Below are 16,452 nucleotides of genomic sequence, written 5' to 3'. Positions count from 1 at the left end.
AGAGAGTGGCGAAGGCTCTTGTTCGCGAATCATGCTCCGAACCCACAGGGGCTGAAGCCCAGCGGGCCAATAAAAGCATAGCTGCGGCACGACTGAAGTCGTGCCCTGATACGGTTTGCACCCATGCTCGACTCTCTCGGCGATCTTCGACGCACGCACACCTGCGGCGAGCTACGCGCCAGCGACGCCGGCTCGCGCGCCGTGCTCATGGGATGGGTGAACCGGCGGCGCGATCTCGGCAACCTGATTTTCATCGACGTGCGCGACCGCACCGGCATCACGCAGGTGGTGTTCGACCGCGAGCGCAGCCCGCGCCTGCACGACAAGGCGGAAGCGCTGCGCTCCGAATACGTGATCGCGGTCATCGGCGCAGTCGAGCAGCGCGACCCCGACACGGTGAACCGCAACATCGCGACCGGAGAAGTCGAGGTCGTCGCGGAAGAGCTGCTGCTGCTGAACGAGTCGAAGACGCCGCCGTTCCTGCCGTCGGAGCCGACGCTGCCCAACGAGGAAGTGCGTCTCACTTACCGCTACATCGACCTGCGGCGAGCGGCCATGCAGGCCAATATCGAGCTGCGGCACAAGATTGCGCTGGCCATCCGCGAATACCTCGCGTCACGAGGTTTCTTCGAGATCGAGACGCCCTTCCTGACGCGCTCCACGCCCGAGGGCGCGCGCGATTTTCTGGTCCCCAGCCGCGTGCAGCCCGGCAAGTTCTACGCGCTCCCGCAGTCGCCGCAGTTGTTCAAGCAGATCCTGATGATCTCCGGTTTCGACAAGTATTTTCAGATCGTGCGCTGCTTCCGCGACGAGGACCTGCGCGCCGACCGCCAACTGGAGTTCACCCAGGTGGATTTGGAGATGAGCTTCCCGCAGCAGGAGCGGGTATTCGAGGTCACCGAGGGATTCCTGAAGGCGGGATTTTCGGCCGCCGGCGTGGACATCCCGACGCCGTTTCGGAAAATGACCTACGACCAGGCGATCCGTTCCTACGGCAGCGACAAGCCCGATCTGCGCCTGCCGCCTATGGCCGACGTGCGCGAGGCGCTCCCGGCGGAGACGATCGCGCAACTCAAGATCGCCCCCGACGCGCCGGTGATGGCGATCCGCATTCCCCAGGTCGGCGAGCTATCGCGCAAGGAGCGCGACGAAATCAAGCCGCTGTTCGGCACGCGCGGCGATGCGCGTTTGTTCGAGGACTTCAAGCGCCTCGAGAAATTGTGGCCGGAGGCGATGCAGAAGGTGCGCCAACTGGCCCAGGCCGCGCCGGATGACCTGATCGTGCTGGTCGCGGGCCCGGAGCGCCCGGCGGAGCACAAGTCCGAGGGCGGGGTGAAGCCCGAGGTCAAGCAGCACGATGTTCCCGTGTACACGGCGGCGGGCGCGCTGCGCGTGGCGCTGGGGCAGAGGTACGCCGACCGGCACAAGGCGTTTGCGGGCGCGCGCAACGACCCGGCGTCGTACCACTTTTTGTGGGTGACCGACTTTCCCATGTTTGAGTGGGACGAGGAAGGGCAGCGCTGGGCGGCGGCGCATCATCCCTTCACTTCGCCGCACGAACAGGACATGGGCAAGCTGGAGAGCGATCCGGCGTCGGTGCGCGCGCTGGCCTACGACGTGGTGTTGAACGGCACTGAGTTGGGCAGCGGATCAATCCGTATTCACCAGCAGGAAATCCAGCAAAAGATTTTCAAGTCGCTGGGCATGACCCCGGAAGAGGCGCAGGCGCGCTTCGGATTCTTCCTGGAGGCTCTGACCTATGGCACGCCGCCGCATGGTGGCATCGCGCTGGGACTGGATCGCATCGTGATGATCCTTGCTGGCGCGGATTCCCTGCGCGAGGTGATTCCCTTCCCCAAGACCGCCAAGGCGGTGGACCTGATGGTGGACGCGCCGACACCGGTGCCCTCTTCTCAATTAGGTGATTTGGCAATTAGGTTCAAACGCATGATTCACAGAGAGCTCTGGACGGCTCGGAACCGCGATCAACTGCAGTTGCGACGAGACGAAGGCGGCGGCACTTTTTTGGATGCTCAGGATCAGCGAGTAACGATCTCTTTCGATTACGGTCGCGCGGACAAGGAATGGACGTTCAGGTGGGACAAACACTGTGACTACATAATCCTCCTGTGCTTGCGCGGGGACGAATCGATCACAGCCTTTCGGCTCGAGAGGAACGTGATCGACCTCATTCAGAACCAGAAAGGCCCCTGGATAGTTCGCGTAATGGACGAGAACGGAAGTTTCTCACTCATTCACGGAGACGTAAGACTTCCGGTGACGCCAATGGGTTAGGCCTATCAAGTGAGACTTGGTTCGCGTGCACAATCATCAGGATCGCGACTGGGTTCTGTCGTCCCTGCGGGACTCTTATCGAAATTCCATTTCCAACGCGGCACTAACGTGCCGCGCTAGGTTCTGGCGTCCCTGCGGGACTCTTTCTCAAATTCCATTCTCAAACCCGGCACTTACGTGCCGGGCTGGGTTCTGTCGCGCCGCGCGCTCCGGGTCAATAACTACTATTGTAGTATATAAGCTGACAAAGATCTCGAGGTAGTGGAGTGCATGGGAATGAGCGTAGTGCTGGAAGATCGCCCCCTGGCGATCGGCTCAATTATTGCCCGCCGGCTCCACTCCGACACACGCCGGCGACTTGATCGGCCTTGAGTGGTTCCAAGCGGTCAACCTGCTGCCGTGCCTGCACCGCATCGACTAGCTCGAACGTTCCATTCTCACTGAGTGTCGTGCCGACGACTCGAAGGAAGTAGTCGCCGCCGGGTTTTACTTCCAGATCAATGCCGGTCTTGGCGTTATTCGAGGTAAAGGTGTGTTTGCCGGCGGAGGCGTTCATCTTCACGTACTTCCCGCCCTGCACCGCGGCGATTCGTTGCCCGTCGCAGAACGCGATCGGCTTCCAGCCCCGGTGATGATCTATCGTTCGGAAGATGGTGACGGTGCCGACATCTCCCGCCGCCGCCGAACACACTAGGAAAAACACGAGAAGAGTAACTCGTTTTCTCAAGAGCCACCTGCCCCATTCCGTGGAATGCTGGATCGTACCACTGGCGGTTGCCGTGTCAAGGTAAGCCGCTGCATTTTCGATTGGGATTGCAAAACGGCGCTTGCGCTTCGGACTATCATAGCCCGATTGCCGCCGGATAGACTGAATCTCATGCCCGACCCGCCGCAAGCACCTCCGCCCGCGCTGTACTGTCCGCAGTGCGCCCGCGAAGTGACCGATCCGCTCACCTGCGGCGACTGCTCGGCGGTCATCTGCCGCGTCTGCGGAACCCCGCTGGAATCCTCCGACGAACTCGGCATTGGCTGATACTGGATCGACCGATGGCCCGGCAGCCCGATAGACTATTCCCGCCATGCTCGACTGGTTCCGGCTGGTTTCGTCGGTTCTCGCGGTGCTGCTGCTGCTCGCCGCGTATCTCTGGATCCTGCGCTCGGCGCGGCGTCGCGAGACCCGCTTCGCCGAAGAAGCGCAACGCGCCATCGCCTTCGCGCGGGTGGAAGCCGAACGCCTGCAATCGCCTACCATTGAGCCGGTACACCTGCTGCTGGGACTGCTGCATGTGCCGGCGCCCGCGATCGTCCGTCTGCTGCCGCTGGACTCGCACCAGGCGATCCGCGACGAGGTGAAAGACCACGTCGGCGGCGGCGCCATCGTGGATTATCGCGACGACCTGCCCTTCAGCGACGACGCGCGGCTGGCCTTGGTGGCCGCCGCCCGTGAAGCCCGTGGCTTCAGTTCGCGCCAGATCGCCGCCGAGCATCTCTTGCTCGGCCTGCTGCATTCGGACACTTCGCTCGCCGCCCTGATCCTGCGTGAACGCGGCCTGCGCCTGGAATCGCTGCGCGCCGCCCTCGGCGGATGGCAGGAGTGAGTGGTAGTGGGTCAGTCAAAACTGACCCACTACCGAGTGAGTCCAATCATTGCTTTGCCTGCCCAGGGTTCGGTAACCTGACGGTTTCCACGGCACGGAGGTGCGGACGATGAAACTGCTGGTCATCGGGGCGGGAATGATGGGTTCGGCGGCAGCCTACGACATGGCGCGCGAAGAGTCAGTGGAGTCGGTCACGCTTGCCGACGCCGATAAGAAGCGCGCCAAGGATGCGGCCGCGCGTGTCAACAAGCTCACGCGTAGCGACAAGGTCCGCGCCGTCGAGGTGGACGCGGGCAGCGAAAAAGCCTCCGCCAAGCTGATGCGCGGCCACGACGCGGCCCTCTCCGCCGTTCCCTACTTCTTCAATCTCGGACTTGCACGGGCGGCTGTGGAAGCGCGCTGTCACTTCGCCGACCTGGGCGGCAACAACACGGTCGTGCGCCAGGAATTCGAGTTGGAGAAAAAGGCCGCCAAGCGCGACGTGGCCATCGCTCCCGACTGCGGGTTATCTCCGGGCATGGCATCCATACTCGCCGGCGAGCTTATGCGCCGCATCGGCGGCGAGGCTGGCGCGCTCAAAATCTACGTCGGCGGTCTGCCGGAGAAACCCAAGCCACCCTTCAACTACCAACTGGCTTTCTCGGTCGAGGGCCTGATCAACGAGTACGCCGAGCCGGCAAGAATCCTGCGCAAAGGCAAGATTGCTGAAGTTGAGCCGCTCAGCGAAGCGGAGGTCTTCCGCATTGCCGGGTTCCCACCGCTGGAAGCCTTTCACACCTCCGGCGGCACCTCGACGCTGCCGGAAACGTTTCGCGGCCGGGTGGGTGAGTGCTTCGAAAAGACGTTGCGCTACCCCGGCCACTTGGCGATGGTGCGCGCGCTCTATGACCTGGGCTTGTTCTCCAAGGAAAAGAGACGAGTGGGGGAAGTCGAGGTCGGGCCGCGCGAGCTGATGGCCAAGCTGTTCGAGGAGCGCTTCGCCGGCATGGATCCCGACGTCACCATCATGCGCGTCGAGGCCCACGAAAAGCGTCCCGGAGGCCTGCGCGCGCTGCTTGCGGAAAAACGTCCCGCGCGGGTGCTCTGCTTCACGCTGGTGGACCATTCCGATGCGCGCACCGGCATGACTTCCATGATGCGGACCACCGCCTGGCCGGCGTCCATCATCGTGCAAATGCTGGCGTCGGGCGAGATCGCCAAGCGCGGCGCCGTGCGCCAGGAAACGGAGGTACCGGCGGAAGCTTTCTTGAGCGCCATGGCGCGCCGCGGCATCCAAATTCAGTATGAGGAACGGTGATCTTGACGAGGAAGTGTGAGCGAATTTCTTGACCGCCTGCAACCTTTGGCCCTGCTCGTCATGCGGCTGGTGCTGGCGACGGTGATGATCGCGCACGGCTCGCAGAAGGTCTTCGGCGGCATGCCGAAATTCCAGACCATAGTCTCCCACATCGGTTTCCCGGCCTGGATGGCCTACTTGTCCGCCGCAGCCGAATTCGGAGGAGGGATTCTGGTGCTGCTCGGTGTCCTGACCCGCTTGGCCGCCTTGGCCATCACCATCGACTTGCTGGTAGCGATCGTCAAGGTGCACGCCAAGGCCGGGCTGCGCGGCCCTGGCGGCTTCGAGTTTCCGCTGTCGGTGGTGGTGATTGCTTTCGCGCTGATTTTCTTTGGCGCCGGACCGATCTCGCTGGATTCGATCTTCAGCGGCCGTCCATCGTTGCCGCGCCGGCGCGGGTAATGGGAAGGAAAGTTCAGTTTCGGTTTCGAGTTTCGGGTTTCGGCGACTACGGTCCACACTAAGACTGAAACTGAGCGGTTGGTCGCGCTCGCGGGCGAGCGCGCTGCAACAGCCGCGCAAGCTGCGATGTACTTGTGAGGCAGCCCCTAGAATTCGCTCAGTTTCAGCATTGCCTTATAGAGATCGTCCGCCTGCGGCAGGATTTCGTCCTCCAGCAGCGGCTGATAGGCGACAAAGGTGTCGAGGGCAGCCACGCGGCGCACCGGCGCGTCGAGATACTCGAACAACTCCTCCGCAATCCGAGCGGCAATCTCGGCCCCGTAGCCCCAACTCCGCGTATCCTCGTGCGCGACGATCACCCGGCTGGTCTTACGCACCGACTCGGCAATCGCCTCCCAGTCGTACGGATTCAGGGTGCGCAGGTCGAGCACTTCGACCTTGAGGCCGTGCTCGCGCTCCAGCCGCTGCGCCGCCTGCAACGCCCGCGGCACTACCGCGCCGTACGTTACGACCGTTAAGTCATCGCCATGTTGCACCACGCGCGCCTTGCCGAACGGCAGCATGAAATCCGGCCCGGGATAGGGCGCCCGCCCGAAGGTCTCGCGGTACAGCCGCTTGTGCTCCAGGAACAGCACCGGATCGTCGCAGCGGATGGCGGTGCGCAGCAGGCCGGCGGCATCCAGCGCGTTCGACGGAAACACCACGCGCAGGCCGGGAATGTGCGTGAAAATGCTCTCACCGCACTGCGAATGATAGATGGAGCCGCCGGTCAGGTATCCGCCGATCGCCACCCGCACGACCAGCGGGCAGGAGAAAGCATTGTTGGAGCGCCAGCGGATCAGCGGCATCTCGTTGCGAAACTGGTGCATCGCCGGCCAGATGTAATCGAAAAACTGGATTTCGACCACGGGCTTCAGCCCGCGGGTTCCCATGCCGATAGCTCGTCCCACGATATTAGCTTCCGCCAGCGGCGAATTGAAGACGCGGTCGGAACCGAATTCGCGCTGCAGCCCGGCGGTCAGCTTGAACACCCCGCCCTTGCCCTTGATCAGCTTCTGCTGCAGGTACTGCTCGCGCGAGCAGTCCGCCACGTCTTCGCCGAACATCACGATGCGTTCATCGCGACGCATCTCGTCGCGCAAGGTGGCGTTGATCAGGTCCGCCATGGTCTTTTCGCCGGGCGATGCCTTGCCGGGTTCAACCTTGGGGAAGTGTGGCTGCGTGTGGAACGCTTCGGAGCGCGGGTCGAGGTTCGGAGAGTACACGAACACGGTCACGCTTTTCGGGTCCGGGAAAGCGGCGGCGGCGGCACGGTCGCTGGCCGCCAGCACTTCCTCCTCAACTTCCTTTTCCAGGTTGTTAATGCCTTCTTCGTCGAGGAGGCCTTCGCGCAGCAGGAACATCTGCAGCCGCGTGATCGGGTCACGCCTGGCTTCGTCCTGGCGCTCCGAGTCCGGCCGGTAGAGACGCTCGTCGTCGGAGAGGGAGTGGGAATAGGGCCGCACCACGTGGCCGTGCACGAACCCCGGCCCGTTGCCGGCGCGAACGTGGGCGACAGCTCTGGTTAAGGCGGCGCAGGTGGCGATCGCGTCGGTGCCGTCAACCTCTTCGAAATGAAAATTGGGGAAATTCGCCACCAGCCGCGAAATATTCCCGCCGGGCGTCTGCACTTCAACCGGAACCGAGATGGCGTACCCGTTGTCCTGGATCAGAAACAGCACCGGCAACGTGCGGGTGGAGGCAGTATTCATCGCCTCCCAGAACTCGCCCTCGCTGGTCGTGCCCTCGCCGGCGGAGACATACACCACCTCGTCGCCGTGAAAAACAACGTCCTTGAACTGGCGATAATCGCCCGCTACTTTCTGGACCGCATCCGGATGCCGCGTGAGATACCGTGCGGCCTCGGCACACCCCACCGCTTGCAGCAACTGCGTGCCCGTCGGCGAAGACTGGGTCACGATGTTCAGCTTCTTGCTTGCCCAGTGCGACGGCATTTGCCGCCCGCCCGAGCTGGGATCATCGGCCGCGCCCACCGCCTGCAACAACTGCTCGTAGGGCGTCATGCCCAGCGCCAGGCACAGGGTGCGGTCGCGATAGTAGGGATAGAACCAGTCGTAGCCCGGCTTCAGCGTCATCCCGGCGGCAATGCCCAAGGCTTCGTGTCCCGCGCCAGAAATCTGGAAAAAAATCTTCTGCTGCCGCTTGAGTAGAATCTCGCGATCATCCACCCGCCGCGACAGGAACATCAGCCGGTACATGCGGACGAGTTGAGGCACCGTCAGGCCTTGGTAGCTGGGTTCACTTCCGGTTTCGCACCGCGCCGGTTTGGGCTCGATTTTGCTTGTCGCCATGCTCTGTCCTCGACCCCGGGAATCTGGCACCCGCATTGTAAATCGCGGGTGCCAACAGCGGATATACTCAACCAGTGCCGGAACCCCGGCCCAGAGTTACTTCGGATAAGATGCTGAAGGTCAACCGGCAAATCCGCGGCGACGACATCCGCCTCGTCATCTTCGACCTGGACGGCACGCTGGTGGACTCACGCCTCGACCTGGCCAATTCGGTCAACGGCATGCTCCGCCATTTCGGGAGGCCGGAGTTGCCGATCGAGGTGATCGCCAGTTACATCGGCGACGGCGCGCCCATGCTGATCCGCCGCGCACTCGCCGATCCTGACGATGAAACCCTCCTGAAATCCGCGCTGGAGTTTTTCCTTACCTACTACCGCGAGCACAAGCTGGACACGACTATGGTTTACGCCGGAGTTTTTGAAGCCCTGCGTTCTATTCGCATCTGCGGCAATGGCGCCGGTATGGAGCGCCGCATGGCGGTGCTTTCCAACAAGCCGGTGAACCCTTCGCGCGCCATCGTGGAGGCGCTTGGCCTGGGCGAATTCTTCACGCAAGTCTACGGCGGCAACAGCTTCCTCACCAAGAAACCCGACCCGCTGGGCGCTCTCACCCTGGCCCGCGAGAACGCCGTCGAGCCGCGCCAAGCGCTGATTGTCGGCGACTCCGACATTGACGTGCTCACCGCCCGCAATGCCGGCATGTGGAGCTGCGGCGTGACCTACGGCTTCGCGCCGCACTCGCTGGAGCAGGCTCCGCCCGACGTCATGGCGGACTCACCGCGCGAACTGCCGCTCATTTTCAGAAACCAGCCGCCCGATCCCGATGCGCAAGCAGCAATTCCCGGGACCCCAGCCTAAGGCGGTTCTCCGATTCCGCAGTTCCGCAAACGGGTTCGCAACTCACAACTTCCCATAAAACATCATGGTCTCCTGCTCCATCCGCAACTGTCCGTCCTTCTGGTAGGCGTCAAACATATTGTCAATCGCCCCCAGCATCGGCGCAAAGTTCGGATGTCCGCGGTGCGGCATGTACGAGGCGGAAAGAACCCTGCCCGTCAGCCCGGCGCGATCGAAGATCTGTGGGTTGTCGAACACGGCTTTGCGAAAACCGGCGGCGCCGAAGAACTCCGGCAGCGAGTTCTTATTCCACAACGGTTTGACCTTGTGGTAGTCAACGCCGAAGCGCACCAGCAAATGCTCGTAGGCCACCATGAACGGCGTGGCGTCCATGCGGCGCTCGTTCCACAGCAGCACCACCCAGCCCCCCGGCTTGAGGATGCGCGTGAACTCCCGTCGCGTTTCCTTCGGATCGAACCAGTGGAACGCCTGCGCGGCGGTAACAAAGTCCACCGCGGCGGTGGGAAGCGTGGTCGCCTCGGCAGGGGCGTGCACGGCGGTAAATTTCGGGTAGGCGCGCAGCGACTCGCGCGCGGCCTGGAGCATAGACGCGTTCGGCTCGACCCCGTACACCCAATTCTCCGCATCGCAAAATAGCCGCGACAAGATGCCGGTGCCGCAGCCGACGTCGGCGATCAACGACTGCGCCGTCAGCCCGCATTCGCGCCGCAGCGTTTCCAGCACCTGCGGCGGATATCCCGGGCGGTAGCGGGCGTAGTCTTCAACGCGGTTGGAGAATCGTAGTGTCGAGTCCATAGGCGTCGCGGCGTGAAGGCTTGCGCAACCCCCCGCCGTACCCGCATTATTGCAGTTTCGCGTCTCAGTTGCAGCAGCGGGGGCAGCACGGCGGAACTTGCCATGAGGCCGAGCGCGGCGAGGCAGAAGGAGAGCCGAGGGACGTTGTGTTTAGGGAACGAACGCAAGGTCCCTCGACTCCGCTTGGCTTCGCCTCGCTTCGCTCGGGATGGCACCGCATGGGTAATCGTGGGACATTCATTCAGCGAAGGGCGAATCTGCACTCCTCCGGCGAAACTGAAACCGAAACTGAAACTCTTCATGTCCAACAACTCAAACTTCGGCTTCACTGCTGCCGAGCTGCGCAAGCTCCGCTCGCTGAAAAATCCGCACGGCATCCAGAAATTCCTCAACGACATGCCCTACCACGTCGCCACCAGTGCCTGGTCGCCGCGCCGGGTGCTGCGCGAGCGCACGTCCCACTGTCTGGAGGGGGCGATCTTCGCCGCTGCCGCGCTGCGCGTGCTCGGCTATCCGCCGCGCGTGGTGGACCTTGAGGCGGCGCAGGACACCGACCACGTCCTCGCGGTGTTCCGCCACCGCGGCCACTGGGGTGCCGTCGCCAACTCCAATTACGCCGGCTGCCGCTATCGCGAGCCGGTCTATCGCAGCCTGCGCGAGCTGGCCATCAGCTACTTCGAGGACTACTTCAACCTCCGCGGCGAGCGCACCCTGCGCACTTTCTCCCGCCCGGTGAACTTGACGCGCTTCGACGACCGCCAGTGGATGACCTCGGAAAAAGACCTGTGGTTCATCCCCGAGTACCTGCTGGAAATTCATCATTACCGCCTGCTTACCGCGGCGCAGGAGAAGAACCTGAATCGCCTCGACCGCCGCTCCTACGAGTCGGGTCTGCACGGACACCGGTGGAAATGAATAGTCAGATTGGCTTGGAGAATCGATCTTGGATGCGAACTCGACGGTTGATCTACGCCGCCGTGCCTGTGTCCTCTCCCGTGTACCGCTGCAGGCAGACGGGGCACAGCCCATGGGTGAAATTGGTGCCGGCGGTGTCGTGCAGGTAGCGCTCGACCACCACCCATTCGCCCTTTTTATTGCGGATGCGTTTGCAGCCGGCGCAGATGGGGAGCAGCGATTCCAGCCGCCGGGTGTGGTCCAGGATGTCCCGCAGGTCCCGATTCGCCGCCTCGACCTGTTCCAGGGCATTGCGCAAAGAGGCTTCGAAGTAGCTGACCATGAGCGAAGCGGCCACGAACAGGATCGTGCGCACCGCCCAGGCGATGGCGCTCTCGACCGTCTCCGGTGTGCGGTGAAAAAGATATTCAAACGACAGGACGGAGAGCGCCGCCGCAGTCAGTCCAGGCGCCACCCCGCCATACCTAGCGCTGACCGTCACCGCGCCCAGGAACACAATCGACACGGCTTCCTGCATGGTGGGGCGCAGCAGCCAGGTGATCCCGGCGGCGGCCGCCACTGAGCCCAGCACCACGGCGTAGGTGCGCAGGGACTTCATCGCACACCTCCCAGGAACTTAAGGGCACCTACAAGCATGAGGTGGAAAGCCGCTCTGCGCAAGCCTTTTGGGCCGGTGCACCTGCTTTGGTAACTCCCAAGATGGGACGGAGCGGCGCGCTTGTGACGCACGCTCCGCGACTACATATTGCGCGATGGCGTGGTTACCGTTGGTTTCTCACGGTTGGGCGAGCCTGTTGGTGCAGGTCAGGTGGACGTTTTGCCACGAATACGATCGCGTCCTCAAAGCCGCGGCTCATTAATGCGAGGCTCTCAATTCGGGTCGGTGGTCCCCCAGAGATATTCAACAATGCCATCTCACGCACGAAAGGGTCGCCGCCGGGCATCACCGATATGCGTTCGATGCGGTTGGCCATTGATTTAAGACCCTGCTTGAGGGCGGATGAGACACGAATCACAGAATTACGAACCCCTTCCTGATCCATCCAGGGGGCACTTACGACCAAGTTCCACTTCTGTGAAAGGCCTGATTCAGAAGGCACGACCATGACGAGGAAATACGGACCCTTGTCTTCCTCGATGCTCCGCAGAGCATCCCACAACCGGGTTGTAAACGTATCAGCTACCAACGTTTTGTAAGCCACGTCAACACTCCATTTGGCTTCGTTTGGATACTGTCGAGGATGTCTTTAGCCGCTTGCCTATCGTATGTCCCCGGTGGGTCGTAGCGCTGTTCAGGATCCCATTTGACGGCGATTGACCAGTTATCGAACAACTCCTTGTGCTTGGTGACCCTTATGTCAGGATCGAGAGCGGCCAAGACTTTCAACTGGTCAAGACTGTGAACTTTGTACGAACTGCCGAATCCCTCGGCTGGGTACGTCGCAATTTCCAACACTCGACCGAAGCCGAGCCAAGTCTTGCAAGTCCTTCTTGGTCGGGGCGGTTCTTTGCGGCTTCGCAATGCCAGCCATGTGATCACAGGATACGTAGCAGTCACGATCGCCGCAAGCGGCGGCCCGGTATACTAAAAATCAGGTCCTGCCATGCCCGACTTCAAGCTCGTCAGTGAATACAAGCCCCGCGGCGACCAGGAGAAGGCCATCGACTCCCTCACGCGCGGTGTTTTCGACGGCGACAAGCACCAGGTCCTGCTCGGCGTCACCGGCTCGGGCAAGACCTACACCATGGCCAAGGTCATGGAGCAGATCAACCGCCCCACGCTGGTACTGGCCCACAACAAGACCCTGGCGGCACAGCTCTACCACGAGTTCAAGAGCTTCTTCCCGCACAATGCGGTCGAGTACTTTGTATCGTATTACGATTATTATCAGCCGGAAGCCTACATTCCCGCCGGCGACGTTTACATCGAGAAAGAGGCCACCATCAACGAGGAGCTCGACAAGCTCCGGCTCTCCGCCACCAAGTCGCTGTTCGAGCGCCGCGACTGCATCATCGTCGCCTCGGTGAGCTGCATCTACGGCCTAGGCTCGCCGGAGGCCTACTACGGCATGCTGCTGTTCCTCGAGAAGGGGCAAAAGATCAAGCGCGGAGACATTCTGCGCAAGCTGGTCGAGATCCTCTACGAGCGCAACGACAGCGACTTCCGCCGCGGCACCTTCCGCGTGCGCGGCGACGTAATCGAAATCTTCCCCACCTACGACGACAACGCCTACCGGATCGAACTCTGGGGCGACCAGGTCGAGTCGCTCAGCCAAATTGATCCGCTCTTCGGCACGGTCAAGCAGAAATACGCGCGCCTCCCGATCTACCCCAAGACGCACTACGTCATGAAGGCGGAAACCAAGAGCGCAGCGGTCGATTCCATCCTCCAGGAACTGGCGTGGTGGGAGGCGGAACTGGAAAAGCAGGGACGGCTGGTGGAATCGCAGCGCGTCCACCAGCGCACCCGCTTCGACGTCGAGATGATGAAGGAAGTCGGCTATTGCCACGGCATCGAGAATTATTCCCGCCACTTCACCGGCCGCCTGCCGGGCGAGCCGCCGCCGACGCTGCTCGATTACGTCGCGCGCGATTTCCTGCTCTTCATCGACGAGTCGCACCAGACCATCCCGCAGCTTCACGGCATGTGGCACGGCGACCGCTCGCGCAAGGAAACCCTTATCGAGTACGGCTTCCGCCTGCCCTCCGCGCTCGACAATCGCCCACTCACCTTCGAGGAATTCGAGCACCGCGTCAACCAACTCGTCTACGTCTCGGCCACGCCCGGCCCTTACGAACTGACCAAGTCCGCCGGCGTGGTCGTCGAGCAGATCATCCGTCCTACCGGACTGATTGATCCGGAAGTCGAAGTCCGCCCCGTCAAGGGCCAGATTGACGACCTGCTGCACGAAATCCGCGGGCGCGTGGAAAAAAGTGAACGTGTGCTGGTGACCACGCTCACCAAGCGCATGGCAGAAGATTTGGCGGAGTACTACAGCGAGGTCGGCGTGCGCTGCCGCTATATGCACTCCGAGATCGAGACCCTGGAACGGGTGAAAATCTTGCGCGACCTGCGCAAGGGCGAATTCGACGTCCTCATCGGCATCAACCTGTTGCGCGAAGGCCTCGACCTGCCCGAAGTCTCACTCGTGGCCATTCTCGACGCCGACAAGGAAGGGTTCCTGCGCTCCGCCGGCTCGCTCATCCAGACCATGGGACGTTGCGCCCGCAACCTGCACGGCCGCGCCGTTCTTTATGCCGATCGCATGACCGACTCGATGAAGAAGGCGATTGACGAAACCACGCGCCGCCGCGCCATCCAGAGCGCCTACAACGAAGAACACGGGATCACGCCCGAGTCCATCGTGCGCCCGCTGGAGATGTCACTGGCGCACATCGTCGAAGCCGATTACGTGGACGTTACCGAGCAGGCCGAGGGCATTCCGGAATTCAAGTCGCAGGAGGAGTTGGACGCTTACATTGCCAAGCTGGAGGTGGAAATGCGCGAGGCCGCCAAGCGCTTCGAATTCGAACAAGCCGCCAAGCTGCGCGACACCATCCGCGACTTGCGTACGCAAGAATTCCTCTTCGCCTGAGCGGGCCTAACGACAGACGGCGCGAAAGATGGATCGAGACTCGCCGGACGTCACGGAAACAGTTGAATGCCTCGTCCGCCGACCGCCGCCGATACCGCCTCGTCGGTCTCCGGCTTCACCACCGTCGGGACGGCGGCAGGACGCGGCGGCGCGACCAGCTGGGTGAGTTGCTCGCCCGAGCGTGCCAACTGCGCGACCAGGCTTGCGCTCTGCCGGCCGATCCCCGAATTCTGTCGCACCTCGGCCGCGATTTCCTGCACCGCGTTGGCCACACGCTGCGTCCCCGATGCCTGCTCGTGCGAGGCCGCCGCAATTGCCTCCGCGAATTCCGAGGTCTGCCGCAGCACCGTGGCGATCCCGGCAAACGCGCTGTTGGCCTGCTCGGTCAGCTTCGACCCCGTCTCCGCTACGCGGTTTCCCTGCTCCATGACACCCACCGCTTCGTTGCTTTCCGCCTGGATCGACTTCAGCAAGCTCACGATGTCGCGCGTCGCCGAACGGGAGTGGTCCGACAGCTTCTTGAGTTCCGTCGAGAGCACGTCCACCGTCTGTCCGGCCGGCCCGCCGCGCGACGATTCCACCACCGCGCTCAGCGCCAGCAGGTTGGTTTCGTGGATCAGGTTGATAATGTCGTAGATTTCCAGCGAGCGATCTCCCAGCGATTTGATCTTCGCCGCCGTTGCCTGCATCGAGGACCTAATGCGCTGCATGCCGTCGGCGGTGTCGCGCACCGCACGGCTGCCCTGATCGGACAATTCGAGCGCGTTGCGCGCCGCCTCGGTCGCCGCGTTGGCATGCATTGCGACCTGCTGTGTACTGCCGGCCAGGTCCGCGACGGCCGCGGTGGCATCCATGGTCGCCTGCTCCTGCCGCTCCTCGCCGTTCACCATTTCGCCGGCCGCATCCAGCGCCTGGTTGGCCGCCGACGCGATCTCGGCACTGGCGGCGCGCACCCGCTCCATCCGCCGCGCATAATTGTCAGCCAGCGCATTGAAAGCCTCAATGACTGGCGTCAGCACGGGATGCGCTATCTGCGCCCGTGCCGTCAACTCCCCGCGCGCCACCTGCGTAACCACTTGCTCCAACTGCGCGACGTCCGCCCTCAGCGACTCCTCTGCCGCTTTGATCGCCGCCAACTGCGCCAGCAGCTCCGCGGCGCGGTTCCAACTTTCCGCGATCAAGCCGAAGTCGTCCGGCGTCACGCTGGCGCGCACCTCATAGTCGGCCGCCATCAGCTTCTCGGAAAATTCCACCAGGTCGCGTGTCGGCTTCACCACGTGGCTGCCCAGTTGCAGCAGCAGCACAATGCTGGCCAGCATCACCAGGAAGGCGGCGCCCAGGAACTCAAAGCCGGCGATCTTCGGCAGTGCACCAAAATCCAGCAGCGACAGCCCTCCCGACCTGGCTCCGGCGGCGTAAGCCAGCGCGAGCACGACAATGAGAACGACTGCGTTAAAACCAACTAGCGACCACACGCGATTCTTGACTCGGTCCTTCACAGAATTCTCCGGAACTTGATTTCAGAAAAAACGACGACGGCTGGTGGATGGTCTCCAGCCGTACTGTACTCAAGAATCGTCACCGCGAGAACCGGAATTTAGGACATGCACCTCAACGTGCAGTGGCCAGTCGTGGGGGCGGGGCCTTCATCTCAGAGTGAGACTTGGCGGCGAACTTGATTTCTGACTCCATCGTACTGAACCGCTGCACAATATCGTGGATGCGCAGCGCCATGGTGTGGATAGTGGCAACCTGATCGCGCACCTCGGCGGTAAAGGCACCCGGCTCCAGCAGCATGAGCTCGGCATTTCCCAGGACCGAGGTCAGCGCATTGTTCAGGCTGTGCCGCATGTCCAGCATGTACTGCCCCAGCATAGCATGGGGCTCGGCTTGCGCCAGCGCCTGCTCGGCCCGGCGCGCGCGCGCGTTGGCATCCAGGCGGCGCAAAGTCTCGGCCGCCAGCGCTACCAGCACGTCTACCCAGCCGTGGTGGTCGCGCACCAGCATGAAACGCGAGTAATCGCTGCGCAGCTTTTGCAGTTCGAGAGAATCGGGAACCAGGTATACGACCGGTTTGACGGACTCGTCCAGGCACTTGAACAGCGGCGCGACCACCTGCCGCACGCCGGCGATCAGCACCATATCGCAGGCCGCCACCAGCAAATCGCTCCAGGCGGGAGTCGACATCAGCAGGAAAGCGGGTACGCTGCGTTCCGTCTGCCAGCGCGCCATAATGGTGGGCGCGAACTCCGGTTCATCCGAGACGATTAACACCGAGGGTTGCGACACGTTGCAGCTCCAGGGGCG

The 16,452-nt window shown here is 62.6% G+C and carries 15 protein-coding genes; 8 read left to right on the top strand and 7 right to left on the bottom strand.

From position 1 onward, the window contains the following. The first annotated feature begins 123 nt into the window (after positions 1-123). Complete coding sequence (aspS, locus tag LAN64_00335) at positions 124-2,295, top strand: aspartate--tRNA ligase (protein MBZ5566275.1); 2,172 nt, start codon at positions 124-126, stop codon at positions 2,293-2,295. A 319-nt stretch (positions 2,296-2,614) separates the two neighbouring features. Here aspS and LAN64_00330 read toward each other — a convergent pair whose 3' ends face one another. Next, positions 2,615-3,022, bottom strand: coding sequence for a hypothetical protein (locus LAN64_00330; GenBank protein ID MBZ5566274.1), 408 nt, complete (start codon positions 3,020-3,022; stop codon positions 2,615-2,617). A gap of 150 nt (positions 3,023-3,172) precedes the next feature. Between LAN64_00330 and LAN64_00325 the strand changes: the two genes are divergently transcribed. From LAN64_00325 to LAN64_00310, 4 genes are all read left to right on the top strand, one after another. Further along, the gene (locus LAN64_00325) at positions 3,173-3,328 is read left to right on the top strand and encodes a hypothetical protein (protein MBZ5566273.1); all 156 of its coding nucleotides are present in this window, start codon (positions 3,173-3,175) and stop codon (positions 3,326-3,328) included. Positions 3,329-3,374: 46 nt separating this feature from the next. Then, positions 3,375-3,893: a hypothetical protein gene (locus LAN64_00320; protein MBZ5566272.1), complete on the top strand. Its 519-nt coding sequence runs from the start codon at positions 3,375-3,377 to the stop codon at positions 3,891-3,893. Positions 3,894-4,002: 109 nt separating this feature from the next. Next, complete coding sequence (locus tag LAN64_00315) at positions 4,003-5,190, top strand: saccharopine dehydrogenase NADP-binding domain-containing protein (protein ID MBZ5566271.1); 1,188 nt, start codon at positions 4,003-4,005, stop codon at positions 5,188-5,190. A 15-nt stretch (positions 5,191-5,205) separates the two neighbouring features. Then, complete coding sequence (locus LAN64_00310) at positions 5,206-5,631, top strand: DoxX family protein (protein ID MBZ5566270.1); 426 nt, start codon at positions 5,206-5,208, stop codon at positions 5,629-5,631. 146 nt (positions 5,632-5,777) lie between these two features. Here the strand turns inward: LAN64_00310 and LAN64_00305 are convergent, their stop codons facing one another. After that, a complete protein-coding gene (locus tag LAN64_00305) occupies positions 5,778-7,982 on the bottom strand; it encodes a dehydrogenase E1 component subunit alpha/beta (GenBank protein ID MBZ5566269.1) in 2,205 nt (734 codons plus the stop codon). A gap of 110 nt (positions 7,983-8,092) precedes the next feature. Here LAN64_00305 and LAN64_00300 point away from each other — a divergent pair, with 110 nt between their 5' ends. Further along, a complete protein-coding gene (locus tag LAN64_00300; protein ID MBZ5566268.1) occupies positions 8,093-8,839 on the top strand; it encodes an HAD hydrolase-like protein in 747 nt (248 codons plus the stop codon). 42 nt (positions 8,840-8,881) lie between these two features. Here the strand turns inward: LAN64_00300 and LAN64_00295 are convergent, their stop codons facing one another. Further along, complete coding sequence (locus LAN64_00295; protein ID MBZ5566267.1) at positions 8,882-9,634, bottom strand: class I SAM-dependent methyltransferase; 753 nt, start codon at positions 9,632-9,634, stop codon at positions 8,882-8,884. A 339-nt stretch (positions 9,635-9,973) separates the two neighbouring features. Here LAN64_00295 and LAN64_00290 point away from each other — a divergent pair, with 339 nt between their 5' ends. After that, the gene (locus tag LAN64_00290) at positions 9,974-10,549 is read left to right on the top strand and encodes a hypothetical protein (GenBank protein ID MBZ5566266.1); all 576 of its coding nucleotides are present in this window, start codon (positions 9,974-9,976) and stop codon (positions 10,547-10,549) included. Positions 10,550-10,601: 52 nt separating this feature from the next. Here the strand turns inward: LAN64_00290 and LAN64_00285 are convergent, their stop codons facing one another. Further along, entirely contained in the window at positions 10,602-11,147 is a 546-nt protein-coding gene (locus LAN64_00285; GenBank protein MBZ5566265.1) for a DUF4118 domain-containing protein, read from the bottom strand. 163 nt (positions 11,148-11,310) lie between these two features. After that, the gene (locus LAN64_00280; GenBank protein ID MBZ5566264.1) at positions 11,311-11,751 is read right to left on the bottom strand and encodes a hypothetical protein; all 441 of its coding nucleotides are present in this window, start codon (positions 11,749-11,751) and stop codon (positions 11,311-11,313) included. 402 nt (positions 11,752-12,153) lie between these two features. Here LAN64_00280 and uvrB point away from each other — a divergent pair, with 402 nt between their 5' ends. After that, positions 12,154-14,145, top strand: a complete 1,992-nt coding sequence (gene uvrB, locus LAN64_00275) for an excinuclease ABC subunit UvrB (protein ID MBZ5566263.1) — start codon at positions 12,154-12,156, stop codon at positions 14,143-14,145. A 50-nt stretch (positions 14,146-14,195) separates the two neighbouring features. Here uvrB and LAN64_00270 read toward each other — a convergent pair whose 3' ends face one another. After that, complete coding sequence (locus tag LAN64_00270; GenBank protein MBZ5566262.1) at positions 14,196-15,644, bottom strand: hypothetical protein; 1,449 nt, start codon at positions 15,642-15,644, stop codon at positions 14,196-14,198. A 112-nt stretch (positions 15,645-15,756) separates the two neighbouring features. Continuing rightward, positions 15,757-16,434: a hypothetical protein gene (locus LAN64_00265; protein MBZ5566261.1), complete on the bottom strand. Its 678-nt coding sequence runs from the start codon at positions 16,432-16,434 to the stop codon at positions 15,757-15,759. Between the last annotated feature and the right edge of the window lie 18 nt (positions 16,435-16,452).

It is taken from the genome of Terriglobia bacterium (genome assembly GCA_020073185.1).
Taxonomy (GTDB): Bacteria; Acidobacteriota; Terriglobia; order Terriglobales; family Acidobacteriaceae; genus JAIQGF01.
This window is presented reverse-complemented; position numbering and strand designations above follow the sequence as displayed.